Annotated in this window: 23 protein-coding genes, 2 tRNA genes and 1 pseudogene; 21 read left to right on the forward strand and 5 right to left on the reverse strand. The window is 56.1% G+C overall.

The window, feature by feature from the left end:
• Window positions 1-76 precede the first annotated feature (76 nt).
• Window positions 77-2,098 carry a class I tRNA ligase family protein gene (locus J4859_RS08000; protein WP_212335028.1) on the reverse strand — a complete coding sequence of 674 codons (2,022 nt, stop codon included), beginning with the start codon at window positions 2,096-2,098 and terminating at the stop codon, window positions 77-79.
• 108 nt (window positions 2,099-2,206) lie between these two features.
• On the opposite strand from J4859_RS08000, the gene J4859_RS08005 reads away from it, so the two are divergent.
• The 9 genes and pseudogenes from J4859_RS08005 (at window position 2,207) to J4859_RS08050 (ending at window position 8,043) form a co-directional block, all read left to right on the forward strand.
• On the forward strand, window positions 2,207-2,770 hold the full coding sequence (locus J4859_RS08005) for a DUF3267 domain-containing protein (protein ID WP_212328751.1): 564 nt from the start codon (window positions 2,207-2,209) through the stop codon (window positions 2,768-2,770).
• Window positions 2,771-2,814: 44 nt separating this feature from the next.
• The gene (locus J4859_RS08010) at window positions 2,815-3,405 is read left to right on the forward strand and encodes an epoxyqueuosine reductase QueH (protein ID WP_212328753.1); all 591 of its coding nucleotides are present in this window, start codon (window positions 2,815-2,817) and stop codon (window positions 3,403-3,405) included.
• Window positions 3,406-3,492: 87 nt separating this feature from the next.
• The gene (gene queA / locus J4859_RS08015; RefSeq protein ID WP_212328755.1) at window positions 3,493-4,656 is read left to right on the forward strand and encodes a tRNA preQ1(34) S-adenosylmethionine ribosyltransferase-isomerase QueA; all 1,164 of its coding nucleotides are present in this window, start codon (window positions 3,493-3,495) and stop codon (window positions 4,654-4,656) included.
• Window positions 4,657-5,560: 904 nt separating this feature from the next.
• A complete protein-coding gene (locus J4859_RS08020) occupies window positions 5,561-5,773 on the forward strand; it encodes a hypothetical protein (protein WP_212328763.1) in 213 nt (70 codons plus the stop codon).
• Window positions 5,774-6,316: 543 nt separating this feature from the next.
• Window positions 6,317-6,466, forward strand: coding sequence for a hypothetical protein (locus J4859_RS08025; protein ID WP_212328765.1), 150 nt, complete (start codon window positions 6,317-6,319; stop codon window positions 6,464-6,466).
• 324 nt (window positions 6,467-6,790) lie between these two features.
• Window positions 6,791-7,063 (forward strand): annotated as a pseudogene (locus tag J4859_RS16905) (transposase); the annotation flags it as partial.
• 161 nt (window positions 7,064-7,224) lie between these two features.
• Window positions 7,225-7,383 (forward strand): hypothetical protein, encoded by a 159-nt coding sequence (locus J4859_RS16910; protein ID WP_256436691.1) that lies wholly within the window; start codon window positions 7,225-7,227, stop codon window positions 7,381-7,383.
• A 361-nt stretch (window positions 7,384-7,744) separates the two neighbouring features.
• Window positions 7,745-7,885, forward strand: coding sequence for a hypothetical protein (locus tag J4859_RS08045; RefSeq protein ID WP_212328772.1), 141 nt, complete (start codon window positions 7,745-7,747; stop codon window positions 7,883-7,885).
• Window positions 7,873-8,043: a hypothetical protein gene (locus tag J4859_RS08050; RefSeq protein WP_212328774.1), complete on the forward strand. Its 171-nt coding sequence runs from the start codon at window positions 7,873-7,875 to the stop codon at window positions 8,041-8,043. Before J4859_RS08045 ends, J4859_RS08050 begins: the two co-directional genes overlap by 13 nt.
• 567 nt (window positions 8,044-8,610) lie before the next feature.
• On the opposite strand, the gene J4859_RS08055 is transcribed toward J4859_RS08050, so the two are convergent.
• The gene (locus J4859_RS08055) at window positions 8,611-9,882 is read right to left on the reverse strand and encodes a hypothetical protein (RefSeq protein ID WP_212328776.1); all 1,272 of its coding nucleotides are present in this window, start codon (window positions 9,880-9,882) and stop codon (window positions 8,611-8,613) included.
• A 245-nt stretch (window positions 9,883-10,127) separates the two neighbouring features.
• Between J4859_RS08055 and J4859_RS08060 the strand changes: the two genes are divergently transcribed.
• The 9 genes from J4859_RS08060 (at window position 10,128) to J4859_RS08100 (ending at window position 21,195) form a co-directional block, all read left to right on the forward strand.
• Entirely contained in the window at window positions 10,128-10,403 is a 276-nt protein-coding gene (locus J4859_RS08060) for an HPr family phosphocarrier protein (protein ID WP_212328778.1), read from the forward strand.
• A gap of 211 nt (window positions 10,404-10,614) precedes the next feature.
• On the forward strand, window positions 10,615-11,757 hold the full coding sequence (gene tgt, locus J4859_RS08065) for a tRNA guanosine(34) transglycosylase Tgt (RefSeq protein ID WP_371812008.1): 1,143 nt from the start codon (window positions 10,615-10,617) through the stop codon (window positions 11,755-11,757).
• 103 nt (window positions 11,758-11,860) lie between these two features.
• A complete protein-coding gene (secD, locus tag J4859_RS08070; RefSeq protein ID WP_212328781.1) occupies window positions 11,861-13,357 on the forward strand; it encodes a protein translocase subunit SecD in 1,497 nt (498 codons plus the stop codon).
• Entirely contained in the window at window positions 13,350-14,297 is a 948-nt protein-coding gene (gene secF, locus J4859_RS08075; RefSeq protein ID WP_212328794.1) for a protein translocase subunit SecF, read from the forward strand. Before secD ends, secF begins: the two co-directional genes overlap by 8 nt.
• A gap of 6 nt (window positions 14,298-14,303) precedes the next feature.
• Window positions 14,304-17,906 (forward strand): single-stranded-DNA-specific exonuclease RecJ, encoded by a 3,603-nt coding sequence (recJ, locus tag J4859_RS08080; RefSeq protein WP_212328796.1) that lies wholly within the window; start codon window positions 14,304-14,306, stop codon window positions 17,904-17,906.
• Window positions 17,907-17,916: 10 nt separating this feature from the next.
• Window positions 17,917-20,226, forward strand: coding sequence for a bifunctional (p)ppGpp synthetase/guanosine-3',5'-bis(diphosphate) 3'-pyrophosphohydrolase (locus J4859_RS08085; RefSeq protein ID WP_212328798.1), 2,310 nt, complete (start codon window positions 17,917-17,919; stop codon window positions 20,224-20,226).
• A gap of 4 nt (window positions 20,227-20,230) precedes the next feature.
• Window positions 20,231-20,860: an MBL fold metallo-hydrolase gene (locus tag J4859_RS08090; RefSeq protein WP_212328800.1), complete on the forward strand. Its 630-nt coding sequence runs from the start codon at window positions 20,231-20,233 to the stop codon at window positions 20,858-20,860.
• A 155-nt stretch (window positions 20,861-21,015) separates the two neighbouring features.
• A tRNA-Leu gene (locus J4859_RS08095) sits at window positions 21,016-21,106 on the forward strand.
• 2 nt (window positions 21,107-21,108) lie between these two features.
• Window positions 21,109-21,195 (forward strand) — tRNA-Leu (locus J4859_RS08100).
• Between the two features lie 89 nt (window positions 21,196-21,284).
• Here J4859_RS08100 and J4859_RS08105 read toward each other — a convergent pair.
• On the reverse strand, window positions 21,285-22,034 hold the full coding sequence (locus J4859_RS08105; protein WP_212328802.1) for a hypothetical protein: 750 nt from the start codon (window positions 22,032-22,034) through the stop codon (window positions 21,285-21,287).
• Window positions 22,035-22,488: 454 nt separating this feature from the next.
• Here J4859_RS08105 and infC point away from each other — a divergent pair, with 454 nt between their 5' ends.
• From infC to rplT, 3 genes are read left to right on the forward strand one after another with little or no spacing between them, the layout of a single operon-like run.
• Complete coding sequence (gene infC, locus J4859_RS08110; protein WP_212328804.1) at window positions 22,489-23,118, forward strand: translation initiation factor IF-3; 630 nt, start codon at window positions 22,489-22,491, stop codon at window positions 23,116-23,118.
• 1 nt (window position 23,119) lies between these two features.
• Window positions 23,120-23,317 (forward strand): 50S ribosomal protein L35, encoded by a 198-nt coding sequence (rpmI, locus tag J4859_RS08115; RefSeq protein WP_212328806.1) that lies wholly within the window; start codon window positions 23,120-23,122, stop codon window positions 23,315-23,317.
• A gap of 38 nt (window positions 23,318-23,355) precedes the next feature.
• Complete coding sequence (gene rplT, locus J4859_RS08120; RefSeq protein ID WP_212328814.1) at window positions 23,356-23,715, forward strand: 50S ribosomal protein L20; 360 nt, start codon at window positions 23,356-23,358, stop codon at window positions 23,713-23,715.
• Between the two features lie 121 nt (window positions 23,716-23,836).
• Here rplT and J4859_RS08125 read toward each other — a convergent pair whose 3' ends face one another.
• Window positions 23,837-25,024, reverse strand: a complete 1,188-nt coding sequence (locus tag J4859_RS08125; RefSeq protein WP_371812009.1) for a glycosyltransferase family 4 protein — start codon at window positions 25,022-25,024, stop codon at window positions 23,837-23,839.
• 507 nt (window positions 25,025-25,531) lie between these two features.
• On the reverse strand, window positions 25,532-25,846 hold the full coding sequence (locus J4859_RS08130; protein ID WP_212328816.1) for a hypothetical protein: 315 nt from the start codon (window positions 25,844-25,846) through the stop codon (window positions 25,532-25,534).
• Window positions 25,847-25,982: the final 136 nt, after the last annotated feature.

Consider the following 25,982-nt stretch of genomic DNA (forward strand, 5'->3'; position numbering starts at 1 on the left):
GTACTCCTTTTGCTGATAAATATGGCCTCAGCTCAAAGCCCAACTGAGACCAGAGGATTTTCAGGATATAAGTGAGCTAGCGTTGGCTTTCGTGGCGCTCGAAGAAGTCAAAACGTGGCGGCAGTGGGGTGATCTCGTGCTGCTCCACATTCTCACCGGTGTACTGAACGAGCTCCGGTAGACCTTCCTCGGCGTGCTTCCAGCTGAAGAAGACCTCTGTGGGGATGTTGAGGTGCTCTGCGATAGCTTCGCAGCCCTTCGGGACTACCGGATGCATAAGAAGGGTCACAGTTCTGAGTGCTCTGAAGGCGTTGGAGAGGGCCTGTTCATACCCTTTCGGGTCTTCCTTGGCGGTTTTTGATTCCTTCGTCCAGCGCTTGTTGGCCTCACGGCAGAAGTCTTCCGCTATGGTCAGCGCCTTCGTGGAATTGAAGTAATAGCAGGCTTTCTCAAAGTCTTCAGTGACTTTATTGCAGCGCTTGACGACTTCAGGCTCAGGATCCACGGACGGGAGATGGTTGTCCAACGCTCTCGTTGCGCCGTAGAAGCAGCTGCGGGCCAGCCGGTTGAAGATGTTTGTGAGGAAAGCGCTTTCTTTGAGCACCGGATCCGCGACGCGTGGGTCATCTTTGGTCAGGATCTGCTCGCCGGTCTTCTTGTCCGTGTGGCTCACGGAGGTGTCGTAGGGCTTCGGGCTGAAACTCACGGCCTTTTGGTCGAGCGCGAGGCTCAACCAGTGAGTGCGAAGCTGCTCCGCGGTGTAGTGGTTGAGCAGATCATCTGCCATCGGCGGCTTGATCTTGCCAGAGCTTGAGGCTTTCTTATTCATAAATAAGATGTGGTAGTCCGCAATCGGAGTGTCTTGAATGAGACCCCAGTCGAGCGCCTCCCACAGAGCCGGCTGTGTAACACAGTAGAAGTTGATGTTGTCCTGTCCCATAAACTGGAAGACCTTGGTGTCCTTGGAGCACCACCAGTCGTGCCAGTCAGTTGAGCTGTAGCGCCCGGTCGCTGCGGTTGCCAACAGCGTCTGCGTGAAGGAGATTGGGGCCCACAGGCTTTCCGGCCAGCACCACAGGGTCAGCCCTCTCAGATCTTCCAGATCGGGTGCGGGGACACCCCAGGAGATGTTGCCTGTGAGACGGAAAGGGAGCAAGGTTTTACCAGTACGGAAGCGGATATCGGCATCCTCCAGGATGGTGCGCGCGTCGTCACGCTCCTGCCAGGAGTTGAACACGATCGAGAAGGACTTCTGATTCCCTTCAGGGGCAAAGTACTTGAAGGGTGGCAGCTTGTCCTTGATTGTGTCAAAAGTCTCCTGGTAGTGCTCCTGGATATAGATGCGGGGTGGCTCGAGGCTCTCGCGCACGGTCTTCGTGACGAGCGGACGGATCTGCGGGTCACTATCCCACTTATCGACCAATTTCTTCAGATCGTCGGCAAAGGCAGGCAGATTAAAGTACCAGTTCTCGACCGGCCTCAGTTCAGGAGTGGTGCCAGTGAGTTGACTCACCGGCGTGATAAGCTCCTCCGGGTCAAACTGGTGACCCAAATCGCACTCATCCGCATAGGCCTTCTCAGACTTGCAGCCTTTGACCGGGCAGCGTCCTACGACCTGACGGCCATTCAGGAACTGGTGGGCTTTCGTATCGTAGAACTGCTTGGTGGAGCACTTCATGAGGTAGCCGCGTTGGTAAAGGCGCTCGATCACTTCACGGGAGAGCTTTGCGTGGAAGGGCTTTGCAGGCTCCAGCCCTGAGCCGGAGAAGAGGTCGAGGGAGATCCCGTAGTCCTTTAAGGTCTGCGCCTGTGACCTGTGGTTTTCCTCTACATAGTCCTCGATGCTGCCGGTATAGCCTGCCTCTTTGCGCCCGCGATAGCCCTCCATAATGGGGGAGCCGTAGCAATCGGTGCCAGAGACAAAGATCACATTCTCATCGCCGATGCGGTCACGGTAGAACCGGGCAAAGAAATCCGCTTCGACGAACATTCCGCCGACATGGCCAAAGTGCAGATGCTTGTTGCCGTAGGGCATGCCGCCGGTGATCACAACACGCTTGGGGAAGGAAACCTGCGTGTCATTTGAATTGTTTGCCATGTATGGATCCTCAACGCATAATCTGTAACTGATACAACATGCCCATTGTAAGGCATAACAAAGTTTGATTATAACGGCGGATAGACAAAGCGGGAGCCGGCGATATTTGTGAGTGAACTACAGGGCTACAGTGTGGTCGAGAAGTTTGACCTCTTGCATGACCGGCATATTCTCGAGCGGCTTTCACGTGCCTCGCAGTTCCTGTTGGTCGCCTCTGTTCTAGCCGCGATTCTGATCTGTGCGATCACCCACACCGCCCTGATACAGGGATGGATCGGCTTTATCTGGTTCGCGGTGGTGATGTGCGTGAGCCTGACTGCCCACGAGGGAATCCACGCGCTGGGCTTCCTGATCGCCTCACAAGGGCATGCGCACATCTCCTTTGGAATCACCTGGGCCTTCCTCTACACCAAAACCGACGATGCAATCCTGCCCAAAGGAGCTTTCTCTGCAGTCCTGATGGCCCCGACGATCGTTTTGGCCATTGCGTTGCCTACACTTGGCGCTTCCTTCGGCTTTCTGGGAGAGAGCCTGCTCGTCGATGCGCTGCACCTCACCGGATGCGTAGGGGATTGGATGATGGTGGAAGCGATTGCGAAACACAACGAGTGCACGCACGTGCGGGATACCTCCTATGGGTGCTGCCTGCTTAAGAAAAACGATGCGGCGTAGGGTGTGCTACGGTTGTTATAGAAACGAAGTGTTGAAAGGTTTCGATGAGAACGTCTATTCTTCTCCATGCCTGCTGCGGGCCCTGCTCGATCGAGCCGGTGAAATACCTATGCAAAGAGGGCTTTGAGCCGACGATCTGCTGGACCAACCCGAATATCCAGCCTGTGGCAGAACACGACAAACGACTTGCTGTGCTTCAGAAGTGGGCCCGTGAGGTAGCGCATGTCGAGGTGATCGTCGCGGGTGATGATCGTGAGGCCTGGGAAAAGTTTGTGGCGCCGAACCTGATGAACCGGCCTCAGCGCTGCCGCGCCTGCTACGCGCTGCGCTTGAGTGAAGCCTGCCGGGTTGCCAAAGAGCGGGGTTTTCGCTACATCTCTACCACGCTAGCGGTCTCACCCTACCAACTCTTCGATACCTGCCATGAAGTGCTTGATGCGACCGCAAAGAAGGCGGGGCTCATCAGCGTCTGGAGGGACTTCCGTCCCTACTATTCTGATTCGGTTACGGATTCACGGGCACTCGGCATGTATCGACAGAACTACTGCGGCTGCCGCTTTTCCGTGGTGGAGGCCTGCGTTTCTCGCCACGAGCTCAGGGATACGCGGAAAACCAAAAAGCACGTGCACGTGTGATGCACGTGAGTTCTTAAGCAGAATCTGGCACGATCGCTGCACCATTGTAGGATAGATGGGCACTTATTGCTGAAGGAGCACAACTATATGAGAACTGACGATTTTGATTACGATCTGCCACAGGGGCTGATCGCACAGGAACCCACGGACCAACGCGATTCCTGCCGCCTCTTTGTGCTGCACCGCGATACAGGCAAGCATGACTATAAAGTCTTCACTGACATTATCGACTACCTCAACCCCGGCGATCTGCTGGTAGCCAACAAGACCCGCGTCATGCCCGCACGACTGGTCGGCCACAAACAGAAGACCGGTGGCGTCTCTGAGACGTTGCTCTTGAAGCGCCGTGAGGACAAGGATCCGATGGGCCATGTGTGGGAGTGCCTGGTCAATCCGGGTAAACGTCTCAAGCCCGGTACTGTAATCGAGTATCGCGCCGGCGAGACTCAGGCACCGATGAGCGCCCCGGTCGTCCTGACTGCAGAGATCATCGATTACGTCGAGGATAGCCGCGGAGGACGTCTAGTCAGGTTTGATCCGGCTGGGGGGCTGACCCTCGATGAGGCGATGCACAAAGCCGGCCATGTGCCTCTGCCGCCCTATATCACCCAGTACGACGGGGATCCGGAAAAATATCAGACCGTCTACGCGATGCACGAGGAGCACTCCGCTGCTGCTCCGACCGCGGGCCTGCATTTCACCCCTGAGCTGATCAAGCGTATTGAGGACAAAGGCGTCCAGTGGAAGACAGTAGAGCTCGAGGTCGGCATCGATACCTTTCGCCTGGTTGAGGAGGACGACCCGACCAAGCACATGATGCACACTGAGCGCTACCACGTGAACCAGGATGTGGTGGATGCCGTGCATGCGACGAAGGAAGCCGGCCACCGCGTGATTGCGGTTGGTACCACCTCGGTGCGCTCGCTCGAGTCAGCCTTCGATCCGGAGGTTCCGGTCTCCGATCCGCCGGTGGTCGCCCGCTACTTTGAGGATGCCAAGGACTCCGCCAAGGTCACCGGCAAGGGTGACATCGTGGTCCGCAAGAATGCCACCACATCGCTCTACCTGATGCCGGGTTCCACCTACCACGTAGTGGATGGGCTTATCACTAACTTCCATGTGCCGAGATCGACCCTCATGATGTTGGTAAGCGCCTTTGCGAGCAGAGACCAGATCATGGACGCATACCAGGACGCGATCCAACGTAAGTTCAGAATGCTGAGCTTCGGTGACGCGATGTTTATCGAGTAGCGTCTCTGTACATATGAAGTGACGAAGTGGCCCTCGGGATGCTGATGCATTCGGAGGGTTTCGTTATATAGAGCCTCTTGCGAAATTACGAAAGCATGGTTGTTGCATACATGTAAGGAGTATGAAGTTGCTAACTTTATATCAATTCGGAGGGAATATCCATAGAGTAGGAAGAAAGTTAGATATAAGTGACTATTCACTATGTTCTGCGAGGAACGATAGTCGGATAGGGACACGCCCACATGCCCGAACGTTGTATCACAGGCGCTCAGAGCAGTAACCATACGTTCGTTGTAGTGCTATGTGCGATCACCCTCCAGAGTATCGGCGCATAGGTACCACAGGGAGAAAGAGAGACGCATGAAGCATAAGCTGCCCCCAGGCACAAAAGATGGCTCTTCGCTACTTATGGCGGGTAGCACTCCTGCATCCCCTTGAGCACGTGGTGTTCGGACAGCAGGATTTTGGCGACGGAAGGCTTCGGTTCTAAGGCGCAAGATGGATGCTTAAGGCAGGTATGCTGGCGGCAAGGCTCTTTAAATAAAAGATCCCATGGAGCTTAAGGACGAATGGGAGCTCTTCAATGTCTGGTACAAGAAGTGCAGATGAGCGTAGGACAAGCTCCCTGTAAGGGTGGCACACGTCAGGGCTAGGCGGTGGAATGCTCCGTCTGCTACAGGAAGTGCGGCACCTGTGACACGCGTGAGAGGACCTAAAAACATCCCAACATCTGGCAGTACGATGCCATCGTGCACTGCGTGGTGTTGAGGACCGAGTGCCCCAATGAGCTGTAATCTTTTGATGAACAGCTGGACACCAGCAACTGGAGCAGTGCACCTACAGCTGAAAATAATAAGCAAGACACAACGGCTGAGCAAAAAATACAGAAGACCTGGCGACTGCTATGAACCGGATAGACAACGGCACTGAGACTCCAGTCTCTGATACTGTCGATTCCTGGATAGTAGAAGGCATCCCTGTGACGCTGACCGCGACCGTATCCCGTAGCGTGAATGGAACCAAACAGATCCGCTTTGTCCAGTCCCTTTCCGGACGGCACGGTGACACTTCTGACCGATCGGACCGATGCAGGCGAGCAAGGGAATGTGGCTTATAGCTGGACCCTAGCTCAAACGCCTTGACTCCGTGCGCTGAGGCTAGGGATGTTACCTTGCTCACCGCGGTGGGTACCTTGGGCTTTAACTCACTGCCTGAGATCAACTTCAACCTGGGTGAGAGTCATATCACCGTGGACTAAAACACAGACGGCCTGACCTTTACCGTCAACACAGCAGCTTCTGAAGGCATAACCGTTCCCTATCAGTGGTACCAAGACGATACGGTGATTGAGGGAGCAACAAGCTCTAGCTTCACGGCTCTGACAGGCGATGCCGGAACGCATAGCTACCATGTGGCTGTGCCCTATACCAAAGGTTCCGTTGCTACGATGGTCTCAAGCAGCAGTGTGACCGTCGAGGTCAAAGCTCCGGGGCCTACAATTGATACTGGTGCGCTTGATAGTGCAATTGCCTCAGCTGAAACGCTCAACGAACCTGATTGCACCCACGCAAGCTGGGCAGTATCTCCGATGCGCTTGCAAGTGCGAAACAGGTGCGCATATCCCACCACGTAGACAGCGGTCGATATCGCAGCCGCAGCGTTGACGAGTGCACAACAGGCGCTTGTCAAACAACCTGAGGTACCGGCAGTACCTGATACGGCACAGCTTGGAGAGGTTATCAGCATAGCTGAGAGCCTCGTTGAGACTGATTACACCCCTGCAAGCGGTCACGTCCGTAAAGTGGTGTAAATAGAGGAACGAGCCAGAGGCTCGGGTTACAAGTATCATTTGTAATCACCAGAGAACAAGAAGACTTGGAGGCCCGAACATGGCTCAGATCAATAGTACACTTAACCAGGACGAGATAATGCGGCTGCTCGAAGATTCCAGCGGGGAGGAGTTCAAGCTCATGCTGCAAAAGTCGCTCAACGCCGATCTGAGGGCGGAGTCGACCGAGCAGATCGGTGCGGGGCGCTTGCGAGCGCGCCGACAGCCGCAACGGCACGAGGGCGGCGCAGTGTGCCCTTCAAGACCAGGGTGTTCGACAACTACAAGCGCAGCGAGGCCGCCCTTGTGACCACCATGGCGAAGATGGTCTTGGGCGGCGTATCGACGGCGAAGGTGGGCAAGCTCATGGAGACGATCTGCGACAGGGGCTTGCCCGACTCGACGGTCGCCGAGGCCTGCGCCACGCTCGACGGGGCCGTCGAGGAGTTCCGCATACGGCACATCGAGGGCGACTAGCTGTTCGTCATGGTGGACGCGACCCACCTCAAGGTCAGGGTCGACCACAGGATCTGCCCGATGGCGCTCATGATCGCGATGGGGATGACCAGGGACAAGATGAAGGAGCTCATAGGGTTTAGGCTTAAGGCCTGCGAGTCGCGTAAGACCTGGGGGGAGGTTCCTCTCCTCGCTGCGCGCCCGAGGGCTTTCGGGCTCAAGCATGTCCACCTCCGACGCCTACGAGGGGCTCGTGTTCTGAGCTGCAGGAGGTCTACCCCGACGTGCCCTGGCAGCGCTTTCAGGCGCACTTCTCGCGCAACGTCTCCGACGCGGCCCCCAAGCGGCTGCGGGCGTGCCTTTGCTTAGAGCTCGTGGAGATGTTCAACTGCGCCACGCTTAAGGAGGCCAGGGCACACCGCGACGAGATCACCGCAGACTGAGCCGAGGAGGCGCCCGAGGCGCTGGCGCGCCTGGACGCCGGGTTTAAGGACGCGATGACGCTCATGGCCCTCCCGCAGGCGACACGCAGCTGCACCAGGACGTCGAACTACCTCGAGAGGCTCAACGCAGAGGGGATACGTCGGGCGAAGGCTTCGGCGTGTTCTTGAGTAAGGGCTCGCTAATAAGGCTCGTCGGGACCTACCTCATCGAGGGAAACGACAGGTGGGCCGCCAAGAGCAAACAGTATTACCTGCCGGCGGTCAAGGAGCTATGAGAGGAGGAAGGGGGATCTCGAGGAGATAGCCCGCACGCAGCGGCGGATGAGGCTCGCTTCGTGACGGCTCGCAGGGGCGTTTGCTTATGAGGCAATTTACACACGATTTCGGATTTGACTCTGCAAGCTGGAAGGTGTTCTCAGTCGTCCTCAATCGGGCACGCTCTGTCGCCGAAAGCCCTGCCTCCCAGGAGGTTGTGGATACGCAGCTCAGATGGTGCAGGTAGCGCAGAAAACACTTGTCCGTGCAGACAGCCCCGATGAAACAATCAACACCTCGGTGCTCTCCCCGGTCATTGAACTTGCAGAGAAGCTTGATGCGGACAAGTACACTGCTGAGAGATGGTCTGAGTTTGGGGTGGCGCTGAACGCCGCTCAGGCTTAGCTTGCAAATCCTTCAAGAGATAACCACGGTGGTTCTAACAGCGGGGAGACCCTGCTGACGAACACAGCAATGGTGACACTATGAATGACACAGATACCACCAATGACTCAACTCATGCCTCCGACACAACGGGCAACCATGGTTAAGCTACGGGTAACAACGGTACGGCCGCTCAGGCTACCGGTTCCGCTCAAGCCCCTGTGGCCTCGTAGTTTCAAGGCTCTCAGAGTGTCAGGTCCGCCTCAGGCGTACCTACGACCAGTGACACCTCTGCGCCCGCGCAAGCGCTCCTCGTGATCGCGCTTGTCGGCGCCGTAGCTGTGGTAGAAGCCCTCAGAGTCCATGGACAAGCGTGTAATGGCAGCCCAAGAGTAATACAAAACATGAGCGACAGGAGGCCATGAGAGTCGATCGAGCAACCAGCAAAGGAGGAAGACAGCGTCTGAAAACTATGTAGCGAATATGTTTTGTTCTGTCCGCAGATACGGTGCTTATAAGCACTGAGCATGAGGGGGACTGAGAATATAATCTCAGTCCCCCTCAATACTTCGATCTCAATGCTCCACGTTAGTGGGTGAAGAACCAGACAACTAGGAGAATGATTGCGATGATAATGATTATGAGGGCGATAAAGACAAAGCGCTGCTTTCTTGTGCTCGTACGCAGCTGACGCTCGGTGCGGGACAGCTGTCCTACTTCGGCTTTCTGTGCCTTGATCGCTGCGCGTTGCTGCGCGATGGACTCAGCCAACGCCTGCGTCTGCTCCGGAGTGTTGTGGATGTCGGTGGCCTCGTCGATCAGTCCCTGAGCTGTTTTGATGCGCTTCTCGGCTTCCCCTTTGTCCTTCTTCGCGTTACGCACCTGCATTTCCTGCTCCACGACTGCGTTGTCGAGAGTAGCCTCTTCGGTTTGGAACTTCTGGTAGTGTTTATCGTATTCCTGTTTGCGCAGCCGGGCTTCTTGCTTCGCGTTGTCAGCGTTCTTTTGTGCAGTGTCATAGATCTGCTGCAGGCTCCAGACATGCTTCTCCGCCTCGTCGACGCTCTTCTGCGCCTCATCCGTCACGCGAGAGATGTCATCCTTGGCATTCTTCACATGGGTACGCTCGGCCTCGAGCTCCTGTGACATTTTGGCGATGGCGCCTTTTTCGGCGTCAGGTCTGCCCTTAAGCGTCTCTAAGTCGGATTCAAGCTTTCTCACGCGTGCTTGTGCGTTGTCCAGCGCTTCATCGGCGGTCTGGATGCGCTGCGACCGCCGATTCTGAGCGTCTTTGGAGGCGTCCTGGGCCGCCTTGAGATTCTTCTTCGCTTCGTTGAAGGTACGGGCGGCGTCATCCGCGCGGCTCTTGGTCGTATCCATCATATTTTTGTACGGCTCAAGGGCCTTCGCATGCTCCTGCTTCATCTCATCGAGCTGCTGTGCCAGCTTGTCGTGCTCTTTGGTGATGTCTTCCATCTTCTTGTCGAGCGCTTTGGTGATCTTCTCCGCTTCCTCACGCTCATCGGTCTGCTCGTCGATGATAGCGTCGAAGTTCTTGTCGATATTCTGGCGGTGATCGAGTACCTTCTGGTCTTTCTCAAGCGCCTCCTGGGCCTTCTTGAGCTCGCTTCTGGCATTGGCGTGGGCCTTGGAAGCCTCCCGCACTTTGAGCATGGCAGAGTAGCCACCGAAGATCGAAGACTTCCTCTTCGGTTTCTTGGCCTTCTTGCTGTTCTTCTCGCCTCTGTCCTTGGTATGGTTGTTGGCAGGAGCCTGGTGCTTCTGGGTGTTTTGTGGTGTGTCTGAAGTATGGTTAGTTGTATGGTCAGCATTTTTATGCTTGTTTGAAGCAGTGAACATGCGTGTGCTCCTCGGGTGTATCTATACACTAGCATTCTCTATTCTTGCACAGAAAATCTGTTGTAGGGGCGCTCAGATCCCCATCTCACACGCAAAAGCAAGAATTAGACAAAATAATTACGCATCTTCTTTAAACCTTCTTGAAATGCCAGCCATATTTGCTGCACAATTTGCTACAGTAATAGAAAATTCATATTGCAGTCACGCGTCTGCAATATAGAGGAATCGTTACCAAAGGAGAGATTATGGTTTCCAAGAGTACGACCATCGTCAATGCAACCGGTTTGCATGCTCGTCCGGCTTCTCAGTTTGTGGCAGCTGCGAAAAAGTTCCCTTGCAATGTGACGATTAAGGATCTCACGAAGGACTCCGCTCCAGTCAACGCGAAATCAATCATGATGATCTTGGCTGCAGGCCTTCAGTCTGGCACAAAGGTAGAGGTTTCTTGTGACGGTGAACAGGAGCAGGAGGCACTCGATACCCTCGTCACTTTGATCGACGATGGCTTCGGCGAGAAGTAATCGAGACTTCTGCAGCACTCTTAGGGCAGTCAGTACAAACAACTCGGTGCTTGTAGGAGCATCGAGCTGTTTCTTTTTGCCGTGTTTTTGCCTTACCGTCTCGAAACTGTGGGAGATACGAATGTTTTAGGAATTGGTTGGGATGCGGTGGCACAATGGATGGGATACAGCGAATTCTACACATCCTAATCTAAGGGGCCTTTGAACCATCGTGGCGAGCAACAAGAATTTTACCTTTACGATTCAAGCCGAAGATCCCAACACCTATGCCCGAGCTGGCCTTATCCATACCGAGCACGGAGATATCCCCACACCGATCTTTATGCCGGTGGGGACCAAAGCCACGGTCAAGGGGGTCTTACCCTCCACCCTCGAGCACCTGGGTGCCAAGATCATCCTGGCCAACACCTACCACCTGGCAAACCGGCCGGGGGCGGATCTGATCGAGGAGATGGGCGGACTCCATGAATTCATGCACTGGAGACGTCCCACACTCACCGACTCCGGTGGCTTTCAGGTCTTCTCCCACGGCCAGTTCACGAAGCTCTCCGATAACGGAGTGAGGTTCCGCGCGGTCGACTACGATGGACGCTACATCGAGTGGACGCCGGAGGAGAACATGCACATCGCCGAGCAGCTCGGCGCGGACATCGTGATGCAGCTCGATCAGTGCACGCCCTATCCCGCGGAGCGCTCCTTTGTCGAGCGCGCGGTGGAGCTCTCGAGCAGCTGGGCGGAGCGTTGTTACAGGGCGCACACCCGTCCGGATCAGGCTCTCTTCGGAATTGTCCAGGGCGGCATGGACATGGACCTGCGCCTGCGTTCCCTCAAACATCTGGAGGAGTGCGGCGACTTTGGCGGCTACGGGATCGGGGGCTACTCGGTTGGGGAGAGCCACGAAGTGATGTATGAGAGCCTGGATCCGCTTGTTTCTGAGTACATGCCGAAGGATAAGCCCCGTTATCTGATGGGGGTCGGCAACCCTACGACGCTTGTACACGAGGTAGGCTGCGGTGTCGATATGTTTGACTGCGTGCTGCCGACTAGGATTGCCCGTATGGGTACGGCTTTTAACCATGAGGGGCGCATGAACATGAAGAACGCCAAGTTCACGCACGATAAGAGCCCGCTGGACCCCTTATGTGAGTGTCCGGTCTGCATCCAAGGTTTCACCCGTGCCTATATCCACCACTTGGTGAAGCAGCAGGAGATGCTCGGGTCAATCCTTCTATCTATGCATAATCTGTACTTTTTGCTGCAGCTGATGCGACAGGCACGGACGGCTATCTTTGCAGGTAGATACAAAGAATTTGAAGACGAGTGGATGTCGTGCACGGCAGCGAAGGACTACTAGACACAATTGGGTTTTCGTCTAAAAACGCAGTTTTCCTATAATAGAGTGTTGGAAAAAAGACTTAAGGCTGTATACACCCAGCCACACAAGAGAAACTTACTATATGAGCAACAAAGGATCCAACAGCGCTCATTTTGGTATTGACCGCTGGAACCAGAGAGAAGCGGGATCGGCCGGAAGCGCAAAGCACGCGCGATCTTCTAACCGTCCGAAAAAGCACCATGAAAAAATGCCGGCGCAGGTCCGTCGGTGGGTCTCCACCTTAGTTGTCTTGGCGGCGGTCTGTGTCGCCTGCATTATCGGCTTTACGCCTTTAAGTGAAACGATCACCCAGGGCCTCGATATCAAAGGTGGCGTCTCGATCATCTTAAGCGCCTCCAAAAGCGACGGCTCGCAGCCTTCCTCCGACGAGATGCAGGCGGCGACCACGATCGTGCAGAACCGTGTGAATTCACTCGGGGCCTCTGAGGCGACGGTGCAGCAGCAGGGTTCCAACTCCATCCTGGTGCAGATCCCAGGCGCGACGGACGCAGAGTCCGCGGCCCACACGATCGGGCAGGCCGGACACCTGGAATTTGTCCGCCTCGACGATATCGGCGATGCGGATGCGCTGTTAAAGCTGCGCTCCGGACAGCGGGAGGTTGCGCTGCAGCCGGGGAGCTATACCCCCTTTATGGACGGTTCCTACATTGGCAGCACCTCGGTACAACAGACCCAAAATGGTCAATATGTGGTCAATATCTCTTTCAACTCCAACGGTGCTCAGATCTTCGGGGACGTTACCCGTGAGCTCGCTCCGACCCATGGCCAGATCGCAATCGTGCTCGATGGCACGATTGAGTCCGCCCCGGTGGTCCAGTCTGAGATCACCGACGGAAATGTCTCCATCTCCGGCAATTTCTCCCTCGACGATGCACGCAACTTAAAGACCGTATTGGACTCCGGCTCACTGCCGGTGAATCTCACCTTCTCCGAGAGCCGTGTGGTCGGCCCGACCCTAGGCCAGGATTCGCTTACGCAGGGCATTGTGGCGCTCGTCGTCGGCGTGGCCCTCGTGGTGGTCTATCTCTTTATCTTCTACCGCGGCTTAGGCCTCCTGACGCTGGGCTCCCTGGCCTGCTTTGCAGTGCTCTACTTAGGGTTGCTTGCAATCCTTTCACGCAACGGAATGTTCTCACTCACGCTGCCTGGCCTTGCCGGCATGGTCCTCACAACCGGCTCTGCGGCTGACTCCTCGATCTTGGTCTTAGAGCGTTTCCACGAAGAGATCCGCATGGGAAGGACCGTACGGAATGCATCCATCTCCGGCGCTAAGCACGGCATCCGCACCTCGCTAGACGCGGACATCGTGACGCTCGTGTCTGCGATATCCCTGTTTGCCCTTGCAATCGGCACGGTCAAAGGTTTCGGCTTGACCCTGGCTTTGGGCGTCGCCTGCGACATCGTGACGATGTTCTGCTTCAAGGCACCGGCCTTGAGGCTGCTCGCGCGCGGTACGATCCAGAAGAATCCGAAGTTCTGGGGTATCGCGGAGGACCTCGAAGAGGCTGAAATGAAAGCACACGCACGGGGTGTGAAGGGAGGTGTCGCCCATGCGTAGCCATTTCAAGCATGAGATCCGATTTATGGCACACCGGAAGGCCTTCTTCATTATCTCCGGCGTACTGATTGCGCTGGCAATCGTCGGGATGATCGTCCGGGGTCTTGTCTTCGGTATCGAATTCATAGGCGGTACCGAGATTGACTTCAGAGATACCGGTTCCATCACGATCGAGCAGATGCGCGACGCTCTGTCACAGTCCGATGAGGGGGAGGCGACCGTACAGACCACGGTCACCGACGGCAGCGCCGGCTTCCTCGTGCGTTCCGGCACCACCGATCCCGAGACCGCCGCAGGCCATGCTTCAAAGGCAGCGCAGATCCTCAATCTGAGCGACAATTCCTACCAGGTCACGACGATCGGCCCGGACTGGGGCGCGGATGTGACCCGTTCGAGCACCTTAGCCTTCGGCGTCGCGATTGCCGCCATTATCGTCTATGTCTCGATCCGCTATGAGTTCAAGATGTCCATTGCAGCCGTCATTGCCCTGTTGCATGACCTGGTGATCACGCTGGGGGTCTACGCCTGGACACAGCTTCCGATCACCCCGAACGTGGTGGCAGCCCTCCTTACGATCATGGGTTACTCGCTCTACGATACGGTGGTTGAGTTCAACCGAATCGACGAGAACGCTAAACGACTGAACGACGGCGTGCACCACACCTATGCTCAAATTGCGAACTTTTCGATCAATGAGGTCATTGTCCGTACGATCAACACGACGATCACTTCGATTGTCCCGGTCGTTGCGATGCTGATCCTCGGTGGTGCAACGCTGCGCGACTTCGCCTTCGCAATGCTGATCGGTGAGCTCACGGGTACCTATTCGAGCTTCGCAATCGCCTCACAGATCCTGGTGGTGTGGAAGGCCAAGGAGCCCAAGTGGCACAAGCTTGAGGAGCGCTACGGGCACCAAAAGCCTGCCGGTGTGGGAGCCTAACGACCCATGGCAGGATTAAACGGCAGCAAACACTGGGAGGTCCTCTCCCAGGATCAAAAAAGTCAACAGAAGCTTACACAGGAGCTCAAGCTTCCGTCGCTCGTAACCCGCACGCTTGTGGCGCGCGGGTACACCACTCCTGAGGCCGCAAAGCGGTTTCTGACCCCCTCACTGGAACGGGACTGGGAGGATCCTGCCCTGATCCCGGGACTCGAGGAGGTCGCAGACCTGGTGGAGCAGGCACTTAAAAATAACGAACACATCGCGATCTTTGGCGACTTCGACGTCGATGGGATGAGTGCCACCTGCCTTCTAACGCTAGGGCTGCGTGCGCTTGGCGCCGAGGTCTACCCCTTCATCCCAAACCGGTTCGGAGAGGGGTATGGGCTTTCCCATGAGGCGCTGCAGCGGCTGATGAAAGCCACAACGCCGGATCTGATCATCACGGTCGATAACGGGATCGCCGCCGCGCAGAAGGTAGAAGCCCTGAAAGCTGAGGGGATCGATGTCGCAATCACCGATCACCATGAGCCGGGTGATGAGGTACCGAACGGTGTGCCCGTCGCAGATCCCAAACTCTCAGAGGGCTGCCCTTCACGGGATCTGGCGGGAGCCGGCGTAGCCCTGAAACTCGTACAGATGCTGGGGGAGCGTGTCGGGAAACCGGAGCTGTGGCGTCACTACACGATGCTTGCGACCTTAGGTACTATCTCCGATATGATGGACCTCTCGCCTGAAAACCGGGCATTGGTCGCAGATGGAATCAAGCGTCTTCCTGAGACCGACCGTCCGGGCATTGTCGCACTCGCAGAGCAGTGCAAAGTGCCGCTCACGGAGCTCACCGCAGACGACCTGCCCTTCACCCTGATCCCGCGCCTCAACGCGGCGGGACGTATGGGGGCACCGGATACCGCCTTCCAGCTGTTGCTCACCGATGATCCGGCGGAAGCCACCAAACTGGCGGAGCAGATTGAGCAGATCAACCAGGACCGGCGGCAGATCGAGGCACAGCTGACCGACGAGGCGCTCGAAAAGGTCAAGGAGACCTACCACGGGGAGCGCATTATCGTCGTCGGGGGAGAAGGCTGGCACGAAGGTGTCAAAGGCATCGTGGCTTCCCGTTTGACCGCCCGCTACCATGTGCCTACGATCCTCTTCACGATCCAGGATGGGGTAGCCCTGGGCTCAGGCCGTTCGGTCGGCAGCGTGGACCTGTTTCACGCGGTTGAACAGTGCGCGGACATGCTGATCCGCTTCGGCGGGCATGCCGGCGCGGTCGGCGTAACGCTGGATGCCTCACGGTTCGACGAATTCCGCAGTCGCATGCAAAAGATCATGGACGCCCTGCCTGAAGACCAATTTGAAGACGAGGGCGAAATCACTGCCGTCATTCGCCTCTCTGAGGCGAACCAGGCCGGCATCGAAGCCTTGGAGATGCTCCAGCCGTTCGGTATGGGAAACAAGCGGCCCCTCTTCGCGGCGCGGGGCGTGACAATGAAGGCGAGAGCCCGCGTCGGCAACAATGGGGACCACCTGAGGTTTGTAGCGACCGACGGGACCAACTCGATACCTGCCATCATGTTCCACGCGCCCCACGTCGAAGAGTTGGCGTGCTATGAGGGAGCGGTGGATCTGGTCTTCGACGCGATCAACGAGACCTGGCAGGGCCGGACGAAGCCGAAACTGATGGTGAAAGACATTGTCGTCCGCATCCCGAAAGCGCCTGTAGGGCTCACTGAAGCGCAGCAGAAACTGCAGGGGATCCAGAAACATGCTGGTATGATTCTCGTGCGTCCGACAGTCGCGGTATCGGGCGCCGAAACCTTTGTGACGAAGCTCTATACCAGAAATATTCAGGCGGCCTCGGTAGCCTTGGACTCAGGCGAGCTCTTGCAGGTCGTCGACAACCACAGCAAGAAGTTGGAGGTTGTCACCGACGACGGGCAAGTCGCCGGGCACCTCCATGAATCGATTACCTCGATGCTCGTATCCCGGATGCATAAGGGAGCACAGTTCCAGGCGCAGGTGAAGGGGATCAGCCACGACGAAAAGAAGACTGTCCGCGTGCAGATTGCACCGCGCGTCCGGACACAGGCTGTGGATATACGCAAACAGCTTGAAGCCCTCTCAGAGGAGAAGTTGACTCAAGCGCTCGTCCACACCGCAATCGGGGATAACGAACTGCTGCCGGCCCAGAAGCAGGCGCTTGAGATGCTCTCGCGAGGGCAGTCCGCGCTGTGCGTGATAGCTACCGGCAGAGGTAAGAGCCTGATTTTTACTGTGCATGCTGCACGGCTCGCGCTCAAGCAGCACAGAGCTTCAGTCTTTGTATATCCGCTGCGGGCGCTCGTCAACGATCAGTTCTACCACCTCGACGAGGAACTGGGAAAGCTCGGGATCGGCATTGCAGTCCTGAGTGGCGCGACCCCCACAAAGCAGCGCAGACATATCTTTGAGCAGCTGCAGGCTGGCTCCCTCGATATCATCCTCACGACCCCAGAGTTCTTAGCCCTACACAGTAAGGGCTTCTGCCGCTCACACCGCATCGGCTTTGTCGTGGTGGATGAGGCGCACCATATGCAGGAGGCCAAATCAGGCCAGCGCAGCGCCTATGGGGACTTCCCGAAGATCCTCACGAGCTTTGGGCATCCGACCTGCCTGGCGACGACCGCTACAGCGCCTGACCCGGTGGCCAAGGAGATCGCGAAGCTGCTTTCACTCGAACGCAAACAGATTCTGATCGACAAGACCGCCCGCACCAACTTCACCATTCAAGATCTCAGGGAGACCCGGGAGAAGAAAGCGGCTCTCGTCAATATCGTGGCAAGCGGCCAGAAGAGCGTTGTCTATGTGAACTCGCGCGACCAGACTGTCCAATTGGTCCGCTATCTGCGTCACGCTATTTCTGACCTCGCCGGTCAGATTGCCTACTACAACGCAGGTCTGCTGCGTGGGGAGCGCACGCAGGTGGAACAGGCCTTCCGTAAGGGGGATCTCACCTGCATCGTGGCGACCTCTGCCTTCGGTGAGGGTGTCAATATCCCGGATATCCGCCACGTGGTGCTCTACCACCTGCCCTTCTCTGAGGTGGAATTCAACCAGATGTGCGGGCGTGCCGGCCGCGACGGGAAACCTGCGGAGATCGACCTGCTGTTCTCGACCCGCGATGCGCGCCTGAACGATCAGATCATCGCTGCAGAGACCCCGGAACGCTCTGATCTCGTCGACCTTTACAAGGTCCTGTTGGGCCAGTGGCGCGCCACCGGTGGAGAGCCGATTGAGGCAAGCGATGAAGAGCTCCTGTATCAGGTACGCCTCATCAACCAAAAAACACGCCTTACCAGTCAGGGAATTGCCGCCGGGTTGGGTATATTTCAAGAGTTCGGATTCTTGGATGTGAGGGGTTTTGTCGAGAATCGTCATATACTCATGACAGAGGCCCCCAGACACACCGATCTTTCCTGCTCGGTCCGTCTGCAGGAGGGGATGCGTGCGCGGGAAGACTTTGTCTCATTCAGGGACAGAATACTGACGGCTCCTGCACAGGAGCTGCTCTATAAGCTCTGTCGCCCCATTGTTCCGCATATGGGATGCGTGGTCGACGGATAAGGAGTTGACGATGGCTCAAGAGACGATACCGGACGCTGACAACTGGCGCCTTCTGGAAGTAACGTGTTCAAGGTACCTGAGCAAAGAGGCTGTTGTCAAGATCCACCAGGCCTACCGCTTCGCCCGTGCCTACCACAAAGATCAGCGCAGACGCTCCGGTGAACCCTACATCAACCACCCGGTTGAGGTGGCGTTGATCTTAGCGGACAAACTCCACATGGATGAGGACTCTATCTGCGCGGCGCTCCTGCACGACACCGTGGAGGATACGCCTGCCACGCTGGAGGATATCTCAAACAGATTCGGCCCCAGCGTGGCTGAGCTTGTCGACGGCGTCACGAAATTGACCAACATCAATGCTGACTCCCGCGATGAAAAGCAGGCCCTGAATCTGCGTAAGATGTTTCTTGCGATGTCCAAGGACATCCGTGTCATCATCATCAAACTCGCCGACCGCCTGCACAATATGAGGACGCTCGCGGCGCTGCCGCCGGACCGCCGCCTTGTGAAGGCTCACGAGACGATGGATGTTTACGCGCCTCTGGCGGACCGTCTCGGTATCAGCTCCATCAAGTGGGAGCTTGAGGATTTGGCCTTCTACTACCTGGAGCCCGAAGAGTACCAGCGGGTCGCCCGCATGGTGCAGGACTCCCGTGCCCAGCGTGAGCAGAATACCGATGAGGCGATCAAGATCCTAAACGACGAGCTCAAACGCGCCGGAATCCAGGATTTCATCATCACCGGACGTCCCAAGCACCTCTGGAGTATCTACCAGAAGATGCAGCGCAAGGACCTCGAGTTCTCCGATATCTACGATCTGATCGCGCTGCGTGTGATCGTGAATACAGTTGGGGAGTGCTATTCGGTCTTAGGCGCGGTACACTCGCTCTGGCACCCACTGCCAGGACGCTTTAAGGACTACATCGCTACTCCGAAGCCCAACATGTACCGATCTTTGCATACGACAGTGATTGGCCCAAATGCACGCCCTATCGAAATTCAGATCCGTACGAAGAAAATGCACGAACAGGCTGAGTACGGCATCGCCGCCCACTGGCTCTACAAGCGCTCAGGTAACTCCAACGGGCAGATGTCCGCCGACGACAAGTCCATCAACTCCACGATCAACTACATCCGGAAGAACCTGGAGTGGACAACTGAGGGGGATATCGACGACGCACACGAGTTCCTGAACAACCTGCGCGTGGACCTCTTCGAGGACGAGATCTTTGTCTTTACCCCCAAGAGTGAGGTTATGAGCTTGCGTAGGGACTCCACCCCACTCGACTTTGCCTATGCGATCCACACCGAGGTGGGCAACCACTGCGTGGGCGCCAAGGTGAACGGCAACGTCGTCCCCTTGACGTATCACCTGAAGATGGGGGACCGTGTTGAGATCCTCACGAACAACAACGCAAAGCCCTCCCGTGATTGGGTCAACATTGTGGTGACCCCGTCGGCTAGGGCCAAGATCAGAAAGTACTTCTCGTCGGTCACTAAAGCTGACGATATGGAGTCCGGCCGCACAGAATTGGCCCGCGAGCTGAGAAAGCGCGACTTGGGGATCAACAGTCAGCGGGTCGCGAAAGCCGCCGAAAAGATCCTACCGACCTTCGACGTGCACTCAACGGATGATCTGCTGGCCTCTATCGGCTCAGGTAAGATCACCGCAAAGATCGTCGTGAACCGCATCAAGGACGAGCTCGGAGACAAGACCACCGAGCACGCCGCGCAGATGGCGGCCCACGAGGAGCGTCAGGAGGAGATGCAGCGAGCGATCGCCGAAGACAAGCCGCTCATGCGGGCAAAGCCTACCCGGGAACAGCGCAAGCGGCGTAATAACACTGGCGTCGTCGTAGAGGGCGGCCCGAACCTGATGGTCCATTTAGCGCACTGCTGCAACCCGGTTGCTGGTGACAAGATCGTCGGCTTTGTGACGCGCGGACGCGGGGTCTCAGTCCACCGTGCCAACTGCCCCAACGTGAAGAACCTGATGAAGCATCCGGAGCGTATGATCGACGTGAAGTGGGACACCTCAGGCGCCACAGAGTTTCAGGTGGAGATCGTGGTCGAAGGCGGGGACCGCATGGGCCTTCTGAAGGATGTCACTGAGGCAATCGGATCCTCCGGTGCCAACATCCTCTCGGCCGCGACGCAAACTACCACTGAGGGCGCCGCACGGCTGCGCTTCCTGATTACGATCTCGGACGCCAGCCTGCTGATGCCACTGTTAGCGAATGTCAGTCGCGTGCCTTCAGTTTACGATGCCCGCAGAATTCTGCCGGGCGAAGGTTCCTCTCAGATGAAACGGAGGGTTTAGATAGATGGCTGAATTGAGACGCTTTATAGTCAGTCCGTTTCAGACAAACTGCTATGCGCTGATCTCCGGTGGTCAGTGCATGGTGATCGACCCAGGTGATCGGGGTAAGGATATCGCCGATCAGCTGCTGAATACCAACGTGACGCTGATTGCTGCTACGCACGGGCACAACGACCATGTGTCAGGGGTAGCCGCACTCAAAGCCGCTACCGGGGCACAATTTGTGATGAGCAAAGCGGACTATCCCTGGGCAAAGGAGCATGCCGGCAAGGCGGACAGCTCCGGCCAAGCCTACGGGGATCCGATTCCTGAGCCGGACCGGCTTGTAGAAGACGGGGATACCGTACAGTTCGACGGGATCGCCTTTAAGGTAATCGCCACGCCGGGGCACACACCCGGCGGCGTGGTCTACGTGGGGCCCGGCTTTGCCTTTGTAGGGGATACTCTCTTCAAGGGCTCCTGCGGCAGGACTGACCTGCCCAATGGGAATGCGCAGGATCTGGCGAAATCGCTTCAGAAGCTCAAACAGGTGGTCCCTCCGGACACCACGATCTTTTGCGGTCACGGTCCCGAGACGACGATGGAATACGAGCTGCAGCACAATCCCTATCTGAAGGATCAGCCGACTGATTAAACGTGCGGTATCTGGCCAGAGCTAATCATTCGGTGGTACATTTTGTGCTATCTGAGGCTGGATGCTCCGAACTGTTTTCTGTAATCTGACATTGTTTCGATAATCTGCGTTCAGTCAGGCACGAAGTATGGTACAGTACCGTGTGCACAAACTGCGTCGGAGTGGCGGAATTGGCAGACGCGCTAGCTTGAGGTGCTAGTGATTAACTAAACGGTCATGCGGGTTCAAGTCCCGCCTCCGACACCATTGCCCGAGTGGTGGAATTGGTAGACGCGATGGACTCAAAATCCATTGCTGGCGACAGCGTGTGAGTTCGAGTCTCACCTCGGGCACCATTCAGATACTAAAAAGGGGAAGCCGGCTGATGCCGGTTTCCCCTTTGCCATACGCTGCGATTCAGCTGTTCCCGTTATGCTTCTTCAGCCTAAGCCGGCTTTCTAACCATCAGGTGATTGATACCGGATTGCTCAAGCGTGACTGCCGGATTGAGGCGGTTTGAAAGCACCCTTCTGATATTCGGCTCATACTTGTCCGTATAGTTGATCTCTGCTTGGGATTTGGCGATACCGTGCTGGGATTCATACTTGAGGACACGGCTCTTGAGCTCTGAGGGCGTGACATCCAGGAACACTGAGTCGTTGCAGTAGGCGGAGAGCCCACGCCAACCCGGCTCATCCAGCAGCAGATAGCTGCCTTCGACGAGGACGATGTGATCTTTGAGCACCTTGCCGGACATGTTCACCTCATGGTCTCTCTCAGAGTAGACTGGGATCTGGACCTGGCGCTTGTTTCTGAGCTCGATCAACTTTGAACGCAGGCGGTTGAGGTCGTAGGTCTCAGGCGCCCCTTTGATTTGGGAAAGTCTGAGCTCTTCGACGCCCCGGATGAGGGCGTGATGTTTAAGGTAGTCGTTGGAGTAGAAGAAGCCATCCAGGCTCATCGCGATGAGGGAGACCAGCCCGCTCTCTTCGTGGCTCAGCTCCTGCAGGGATAGTGCGAGGTTGGATTTGCCGACGCATGGGGGTCCTGCCAAGAAGATCACCATCTTGCGGTGGAGGCCACGGGCGAGCTCTGACCAACGTCTAAGGAGTGGGATTAAGACTTCATTGATTGTCTGAGAATCATAGGTAGCCGTCTCCTCAACGCCGTTCACCTCGTGCGTAAATTCTCTCATGCCGCATAACTCCTTTAACATGTGCATTACTGTTCATTGAGTTAGTGTAGCAATTACTAGGGTCTCCGTGTCCGATTTATTTTTCTATCTCTTTGTAGGAAGCTTCCTTTATGCGGGTAACTCCTGTGGGGAGTTCGCCGGAACTCAACTCTCACGGCATGCTCCACCGTAAGTATGTTTCCTCAGCCGGGATGCGGCCTCATGTCACCCATCCTGGGGTGTAGCATGGAGTGGACAGCCTGTGTGCCGGGACATATCTGTTATCCCTGGACGCTTGCAATATACAGAGTGTCTTGGTACTATAAACAATTGTGTTTCAAAGCGGGAGCTCTCAAGTTCCCCACCTTGCGGCGCTTATCTGTTGCTGTCTGGTTAGACAATCTGGATGGGTGATCCTGAAGAGGTCCAGGATCTGTGTCTGTCGGACGCAACAAGTAGTGCGTCCGGTATTTTTATGTACGCAGGCAAGGTTTCATATCAGAGAGGAAGGTGTCCAGTCATAGCTAAGTCCGAAGGACCCCATGTGAATGAAGAGATCAATGCTCGTACCTGCCGCCTTATCGGCGTCGATGGTTCTCAGCTTGGCCTGTTTGGCGTGCGTGACGCACTGCGTATCGCCCAGGAGCAGCATCTCGATCTGGTCGAGATCGCTCCGAATGCGAAGCCACCTGTGTGCCGTGTGATGAACTACAGCAAGTACAAGTATGATCAGGCACGTAAAGCGAAACAGGCCCGTAAGAAGCAGGCAAAGATTGAGGTCAAGGAAATGAAGTTCCGCCCCAAAATCGATGTCGGTGACTACGAGACCAAGAAGAACCACGTCCTGCGTTTCTTGAAAAAGGGTGCCCGTGTCAAAGTCACGATCATGTTCCGTGGCCGTGAGATGGCACATCCGGAGCAGGGGCTCAATGTACTTGAGCGTCTTGCCGCCGATCTGAAACCCTATGCGACTGTCGACCAACCGCCGAAGATGGAAGGCCGCAATATGCATATGCAGCTCTCTCCGATCAAGGGTGCGTTCGATGAGAAGAAGCCCGCGAAGAACGAGAAGAAGAGCTCAAGCAAACCAGAGAAGGAGAATTAAGATGCCAAAGATGAAGACACATAAGGGTACGGCGAAGCGCTTCCGTCGCACCGGTACCGGCAAAATTATGCGTGCCAAGGCGTTCAAGAGCCATATCCTGTCCAAGAAGTCCCAGAAGCGTATCCGTGGCTTCCGTAAAGAGACTGAGGTCAATCCTGCAGACGTAAAGGTTGTTTCCTCACGGATGGGCAGCAAGTAACTGATTTACGATTGCAGAATTCAAGGAGTTGATAGCATATGGCACGTGTAAAGCGCGCAGTTTCCGGTCGCAAAAAGCGCCAGACACTCAAGAAACTTTCCAAAGGATACTACGGCACCTCCTCTCGCACCTTCCGCGGTATGAAGGAGCAGGTCTCCCATTCCTTCGAGTACCAGTATCGTGATCGCCGCAACAAGAAACGTGATATGCGCGCACTGTGGATCCAGCGTATCAACGCAGCGGCTCGTCAGAACGATATGAGCTACTCCACCTTTATCCACGGCCTAAAGCTCGCCGGCGTTGAGCTCGACCGTAAGACCCTCTCTCAGATCGCCTATGAGGATCCTGAGGGCTTTAAGGGCCTCGCGCAGGTCGCGAAGAAAGCTTTGACAGCCTAAACGCTCTCTTTCTTTAAAGCGTACGAAACCAATGCCCGTTTCGGTCAGGGAGCCGAAGTGGGCATTGTCGTATATCGGTCGTGTGTAGTGGGCGGTATTTACCGTTTTAGTATCGCTTATTTTAGTGGTGCAGCGGGGTCTCGTGCTCAATCTTTTCCTCTTCCTCCTTGAAAGCGGGGTCGTCCGGCGTGATCAGCTTGTCGGTGCCGGTCTTGGGGTCCTGGTGGTGGAGGAGCACCGGCTCAAAGAGGCGCAGGTGTTTCCCGAAGAAGAAAGAGACGATGATCAGGACGATAAAGATCACGATACGGGGTCTCATCTCCACTTGTGTCATCACGTACGCTCCGATGCACAAGACGATCGTCCAGGCGTACATCACAAGGACCGCCTGCCGCTGATCGTAGCCTTCCGCGATGAGGCGGTGGTGGATATGCCCACGATCCGCTTGTGAGATACTCACGTGGCCTCTGAGGCGGCGGATGATCGCAGAGAAGGTGTCCATGATCGGGATCCCCGCCACCACAAGCGGGATAATGATCGTCGTGAGGCCCGCGATACGCGTGACGTTCAGAAGCGAGATGGTGCCCAGCATAAAGCCGATGAGCATCGAGCCCGAATCACCTAAGAAAATCGAGGCCGGATGGAAATTGTAGCGCAGGAAGCCCAGGCAGGCACCCGCTAGCGAGATTGCCAAAGCCGCCGCATCGAAGCGCCGCGCGCCAAAGGCGAGGATGAACATTGTGAGGGACGAGATCATGCCGATGCCGGAGGCGAGACCGTCTAAACCGTCGATGAGGTTGATGATGTTAGTGTAGGCGACCAAATAGAGCACCGTGATCGGATAGGTCCAGAGCCCCAAACTCATGATCTTACCCGTGAAGGGGTTGATGATGGAACCGAGGACGAGGCCGGAGGCGGCAGCGATGATGCCGGCCAGAATCTGGCCGATCAGCTTCTGGTGGGGTTTCAAGGTAAATTTGTCGTCGAGGAGGCCCGTTACGAAGATCACCACGACCGCAAGCCCCAAGATCTGATAGTCGACGGAGAATTGCCGTGGCGGCATCAGCGTTAAGGGGAGCTGAAAAGACTTCAGGCCCGAGAAAAGCATGATGTAGGTGACGAGGAGCGCCACGAAGATCGCGATACCACCCATGCGGGGGATCGGCTTGGTGTTGATTCGACGCGCTTCAGGGCGATCAACCGCATCGACTTTCCAGGCGATTTTGCTTGCGAGCGGGGTAACCAGAAGTGCGGTGATACATGCGGCAGCAAAGAGGATAAAGTACGGTAGCCAATGTTGAATGTGCACGTATATCCTCCAGCGTTTTTATCTACAATTCATCACACACAGTCAGATTAAATAATAACGAAAAGTAAGGCAAAAGAAAAATAAGGTGGAAAGGCGGTGTAGAGTGTACACATACATACTCCCACCTGTCCAAAAACAGCCTCTAACATTCAATTGTGCGGCATCTTTACAGCAAGTCAAGACTGTATTTTGTGGGCAGTACTTCCTATATTGGAGGTGCCGACCTCCTGCGACACAAACTGGGTGAACCGACAAGCATTTATAGGGAGTCCATATCTCGTACCTAGTACAGGTATCCTTCGGTGTTAAGGAAGCTGGAACAGGCGTCGAGGACACCCACCTTAGGAAGGTGGGTTCATGAACGTCTCGTAGGGGGCGGCATTCTAGGGAAACGATGATTAATGTCCCATAACGTGTTAGAGGGGACCGACCACACGATTTTTCGCAGCCGGTATGCGGGAAAGGCAGGGAAGGATGCTCATCCAGCACGTGCAGGAGTCGCCATCCTTACATCTGTCCTGCCCCATGCACCGCATTCGGCAAAAAGGCTCCAAGACAGATCAAGCGACGCTGGGAGCCGGGAGGTGCAGCCTGCCGGCAGAGATGCACATGGGTAAGGTTTGCAAGGGCGAGGCAGACATTGAGCATACAGGAGGTCTTCTCTATCCCCCTGTAGCGTTTCCTTAAGGGGTCGAAGCGCCGCTTCACGATGAGGAAGGGATGCTCTACCTTTGAGCGGCCGCATGCCTTCCTGGACTCGATGCCCTTATCGGAGAAGAGTGCACAGGCAAGGCCCTCTCTAGTCGAAGGTTTCCTTAGCAATGCTTTAGCGCATAGATGGGAGGTGTGGGTCTTTATGCGTCCTTAAGGGCGCTTCGCTATACCTATATAGCCTAAAGTCTGCGCAGAAAAACCTGTCATCTTCCCTTACGAGTGCATGTGCCACAGGATATGTCAG

Source organism: Atopobium sp. oral taxon 416 (genome assembly GCF_018128285.1).
GTDB lineage: Bacteria > Actinomycetota > Coriobacteriia > Coriobacteriales > Atopobiaceae > Olsenella_L.

What these genes read in the sequence shown, in the direction of transcription:
- J4859_RS08000 (WP_212335028.1), bottom strand. Translation starts at nt 2,098, where the DNA reads ATGGCAAACAATTCAAATGACACGCAGGTTTCCTTCCCCAAGCGTGTT.
- J4859_RS08010 (WP_212328753.1), top strand. Translation starts at nt 2,815, where the DNA reads ATGAGAACGTCTATTCTTCTCCATGCCTGCTGCGGGCCCTGCTCGATC.
- J4859_RS08060 (WP_212328778.1), top strand. Translation starts at nt 10,128, where the DNA reads ATGGTTTCCAAGAGTACGACCATCGTCAATGCAACCGGTTTGCATGCT.
- secF (WP_212328794.1), top strand. Translation starts at nt 13,350, where the DNA reads ATGCGTAGCCATTTCAAGCATGAGATCCGATTTATGGCACACCGGAAG.
- infC (WP_212328804.1), top strand. Translation starts at nt 22,489, where the DNA reads ATGTACGCAGGCAAGGTTTCATATCAGAGAGGAAGGTGTCCAGTCATA.
- J4859_RS08045 (WP_212328772.1), top strand. Translation starts at nt 7,745, where the DNA reads ATGAGGCAATTTACACACGATTTCGGATTTGACTCTGCAAGCTGGAAG.
- recJ (WP_212328796.1), top strand. Translation starts at nt 14,304, where the DNA reads ATGGCAGGATTAAACGGCAGCAAACACTGGGAGGTCCTCTCCCAGGAT.
- J4859_RS08020 (WP_212328763.1), top strand. Translation starts at nt 5,561, where the DNA reads ATGAACCGGATAGACAACGGCACTGAGACTCCAGTCTCTGATACTGTC.
- J4859_RS08105 (WP_212328802.1), bottom strand. Translation starts at nt 22,034, where the DNA reads ATGAGAGAATTTACGCACGAGGTGAACGGCGTTGAGGAGACGGCTACC.
- J4859_RS08085 (WP_212328798.1), top strand. Translation starts at nt 17,917, where the DNA reads ATGGCTCAAGAGACGATACCGGACGCTGACAACTGGCGCCTTCTGGAA.
- rplT (WP_212328814.1), top strand. Translation starts at nt 23,356, where the DNA reads ATGGCACGTGTAAAGCGCGCAGTTTCCGGTCGCAAAAAGCGCCAGACA.
- J4859_RS08055 (WP_212328776.1), bottom strand. Translation starts at nt 9,882, where the DNA reads ATGTTCACTGCTTCAAACAAGCATAAAAATGCTGACCATACAACTAAC.
- secD (WP_212328781.1), top strand. Translation starts at nt 11,861, where the DNA reads ATGAGCAACAAAGGATCCAACAGCGCTCATTTTGGTATTGACCGCTGG.
- J4859_RS08050 (WP_212328774.1), top strand. Translation starts at nt 7,873, where the DNA reads ATGGTGCAGGTAGCGCAGAAAACACTTGTCCGTGCAGACAGCCCCGAT.
- rpmI (WP_212328806.1), top strand. Translation starts at nt 23,120, where the DNA reads ATGCCAAAGATGAAGACACATAAGGGTACGGCGAAGCGCTTCCGTCGC.
- J4859_RS08090 (WP_212328800.1), top strand. Translation starts at nt 20,231, where the DNA reads ATGGCTGAATTGAGACGCTTTATAGTCAGTCCGTTTCAGACAAACTGC.
- queA (WP_212328755.1), top strand. Translation starts at nt 3,493, where the DNA reads ATGAGAACTGACGATTTTGATTACGATCTGCCACAGGGGCTGATCGCA.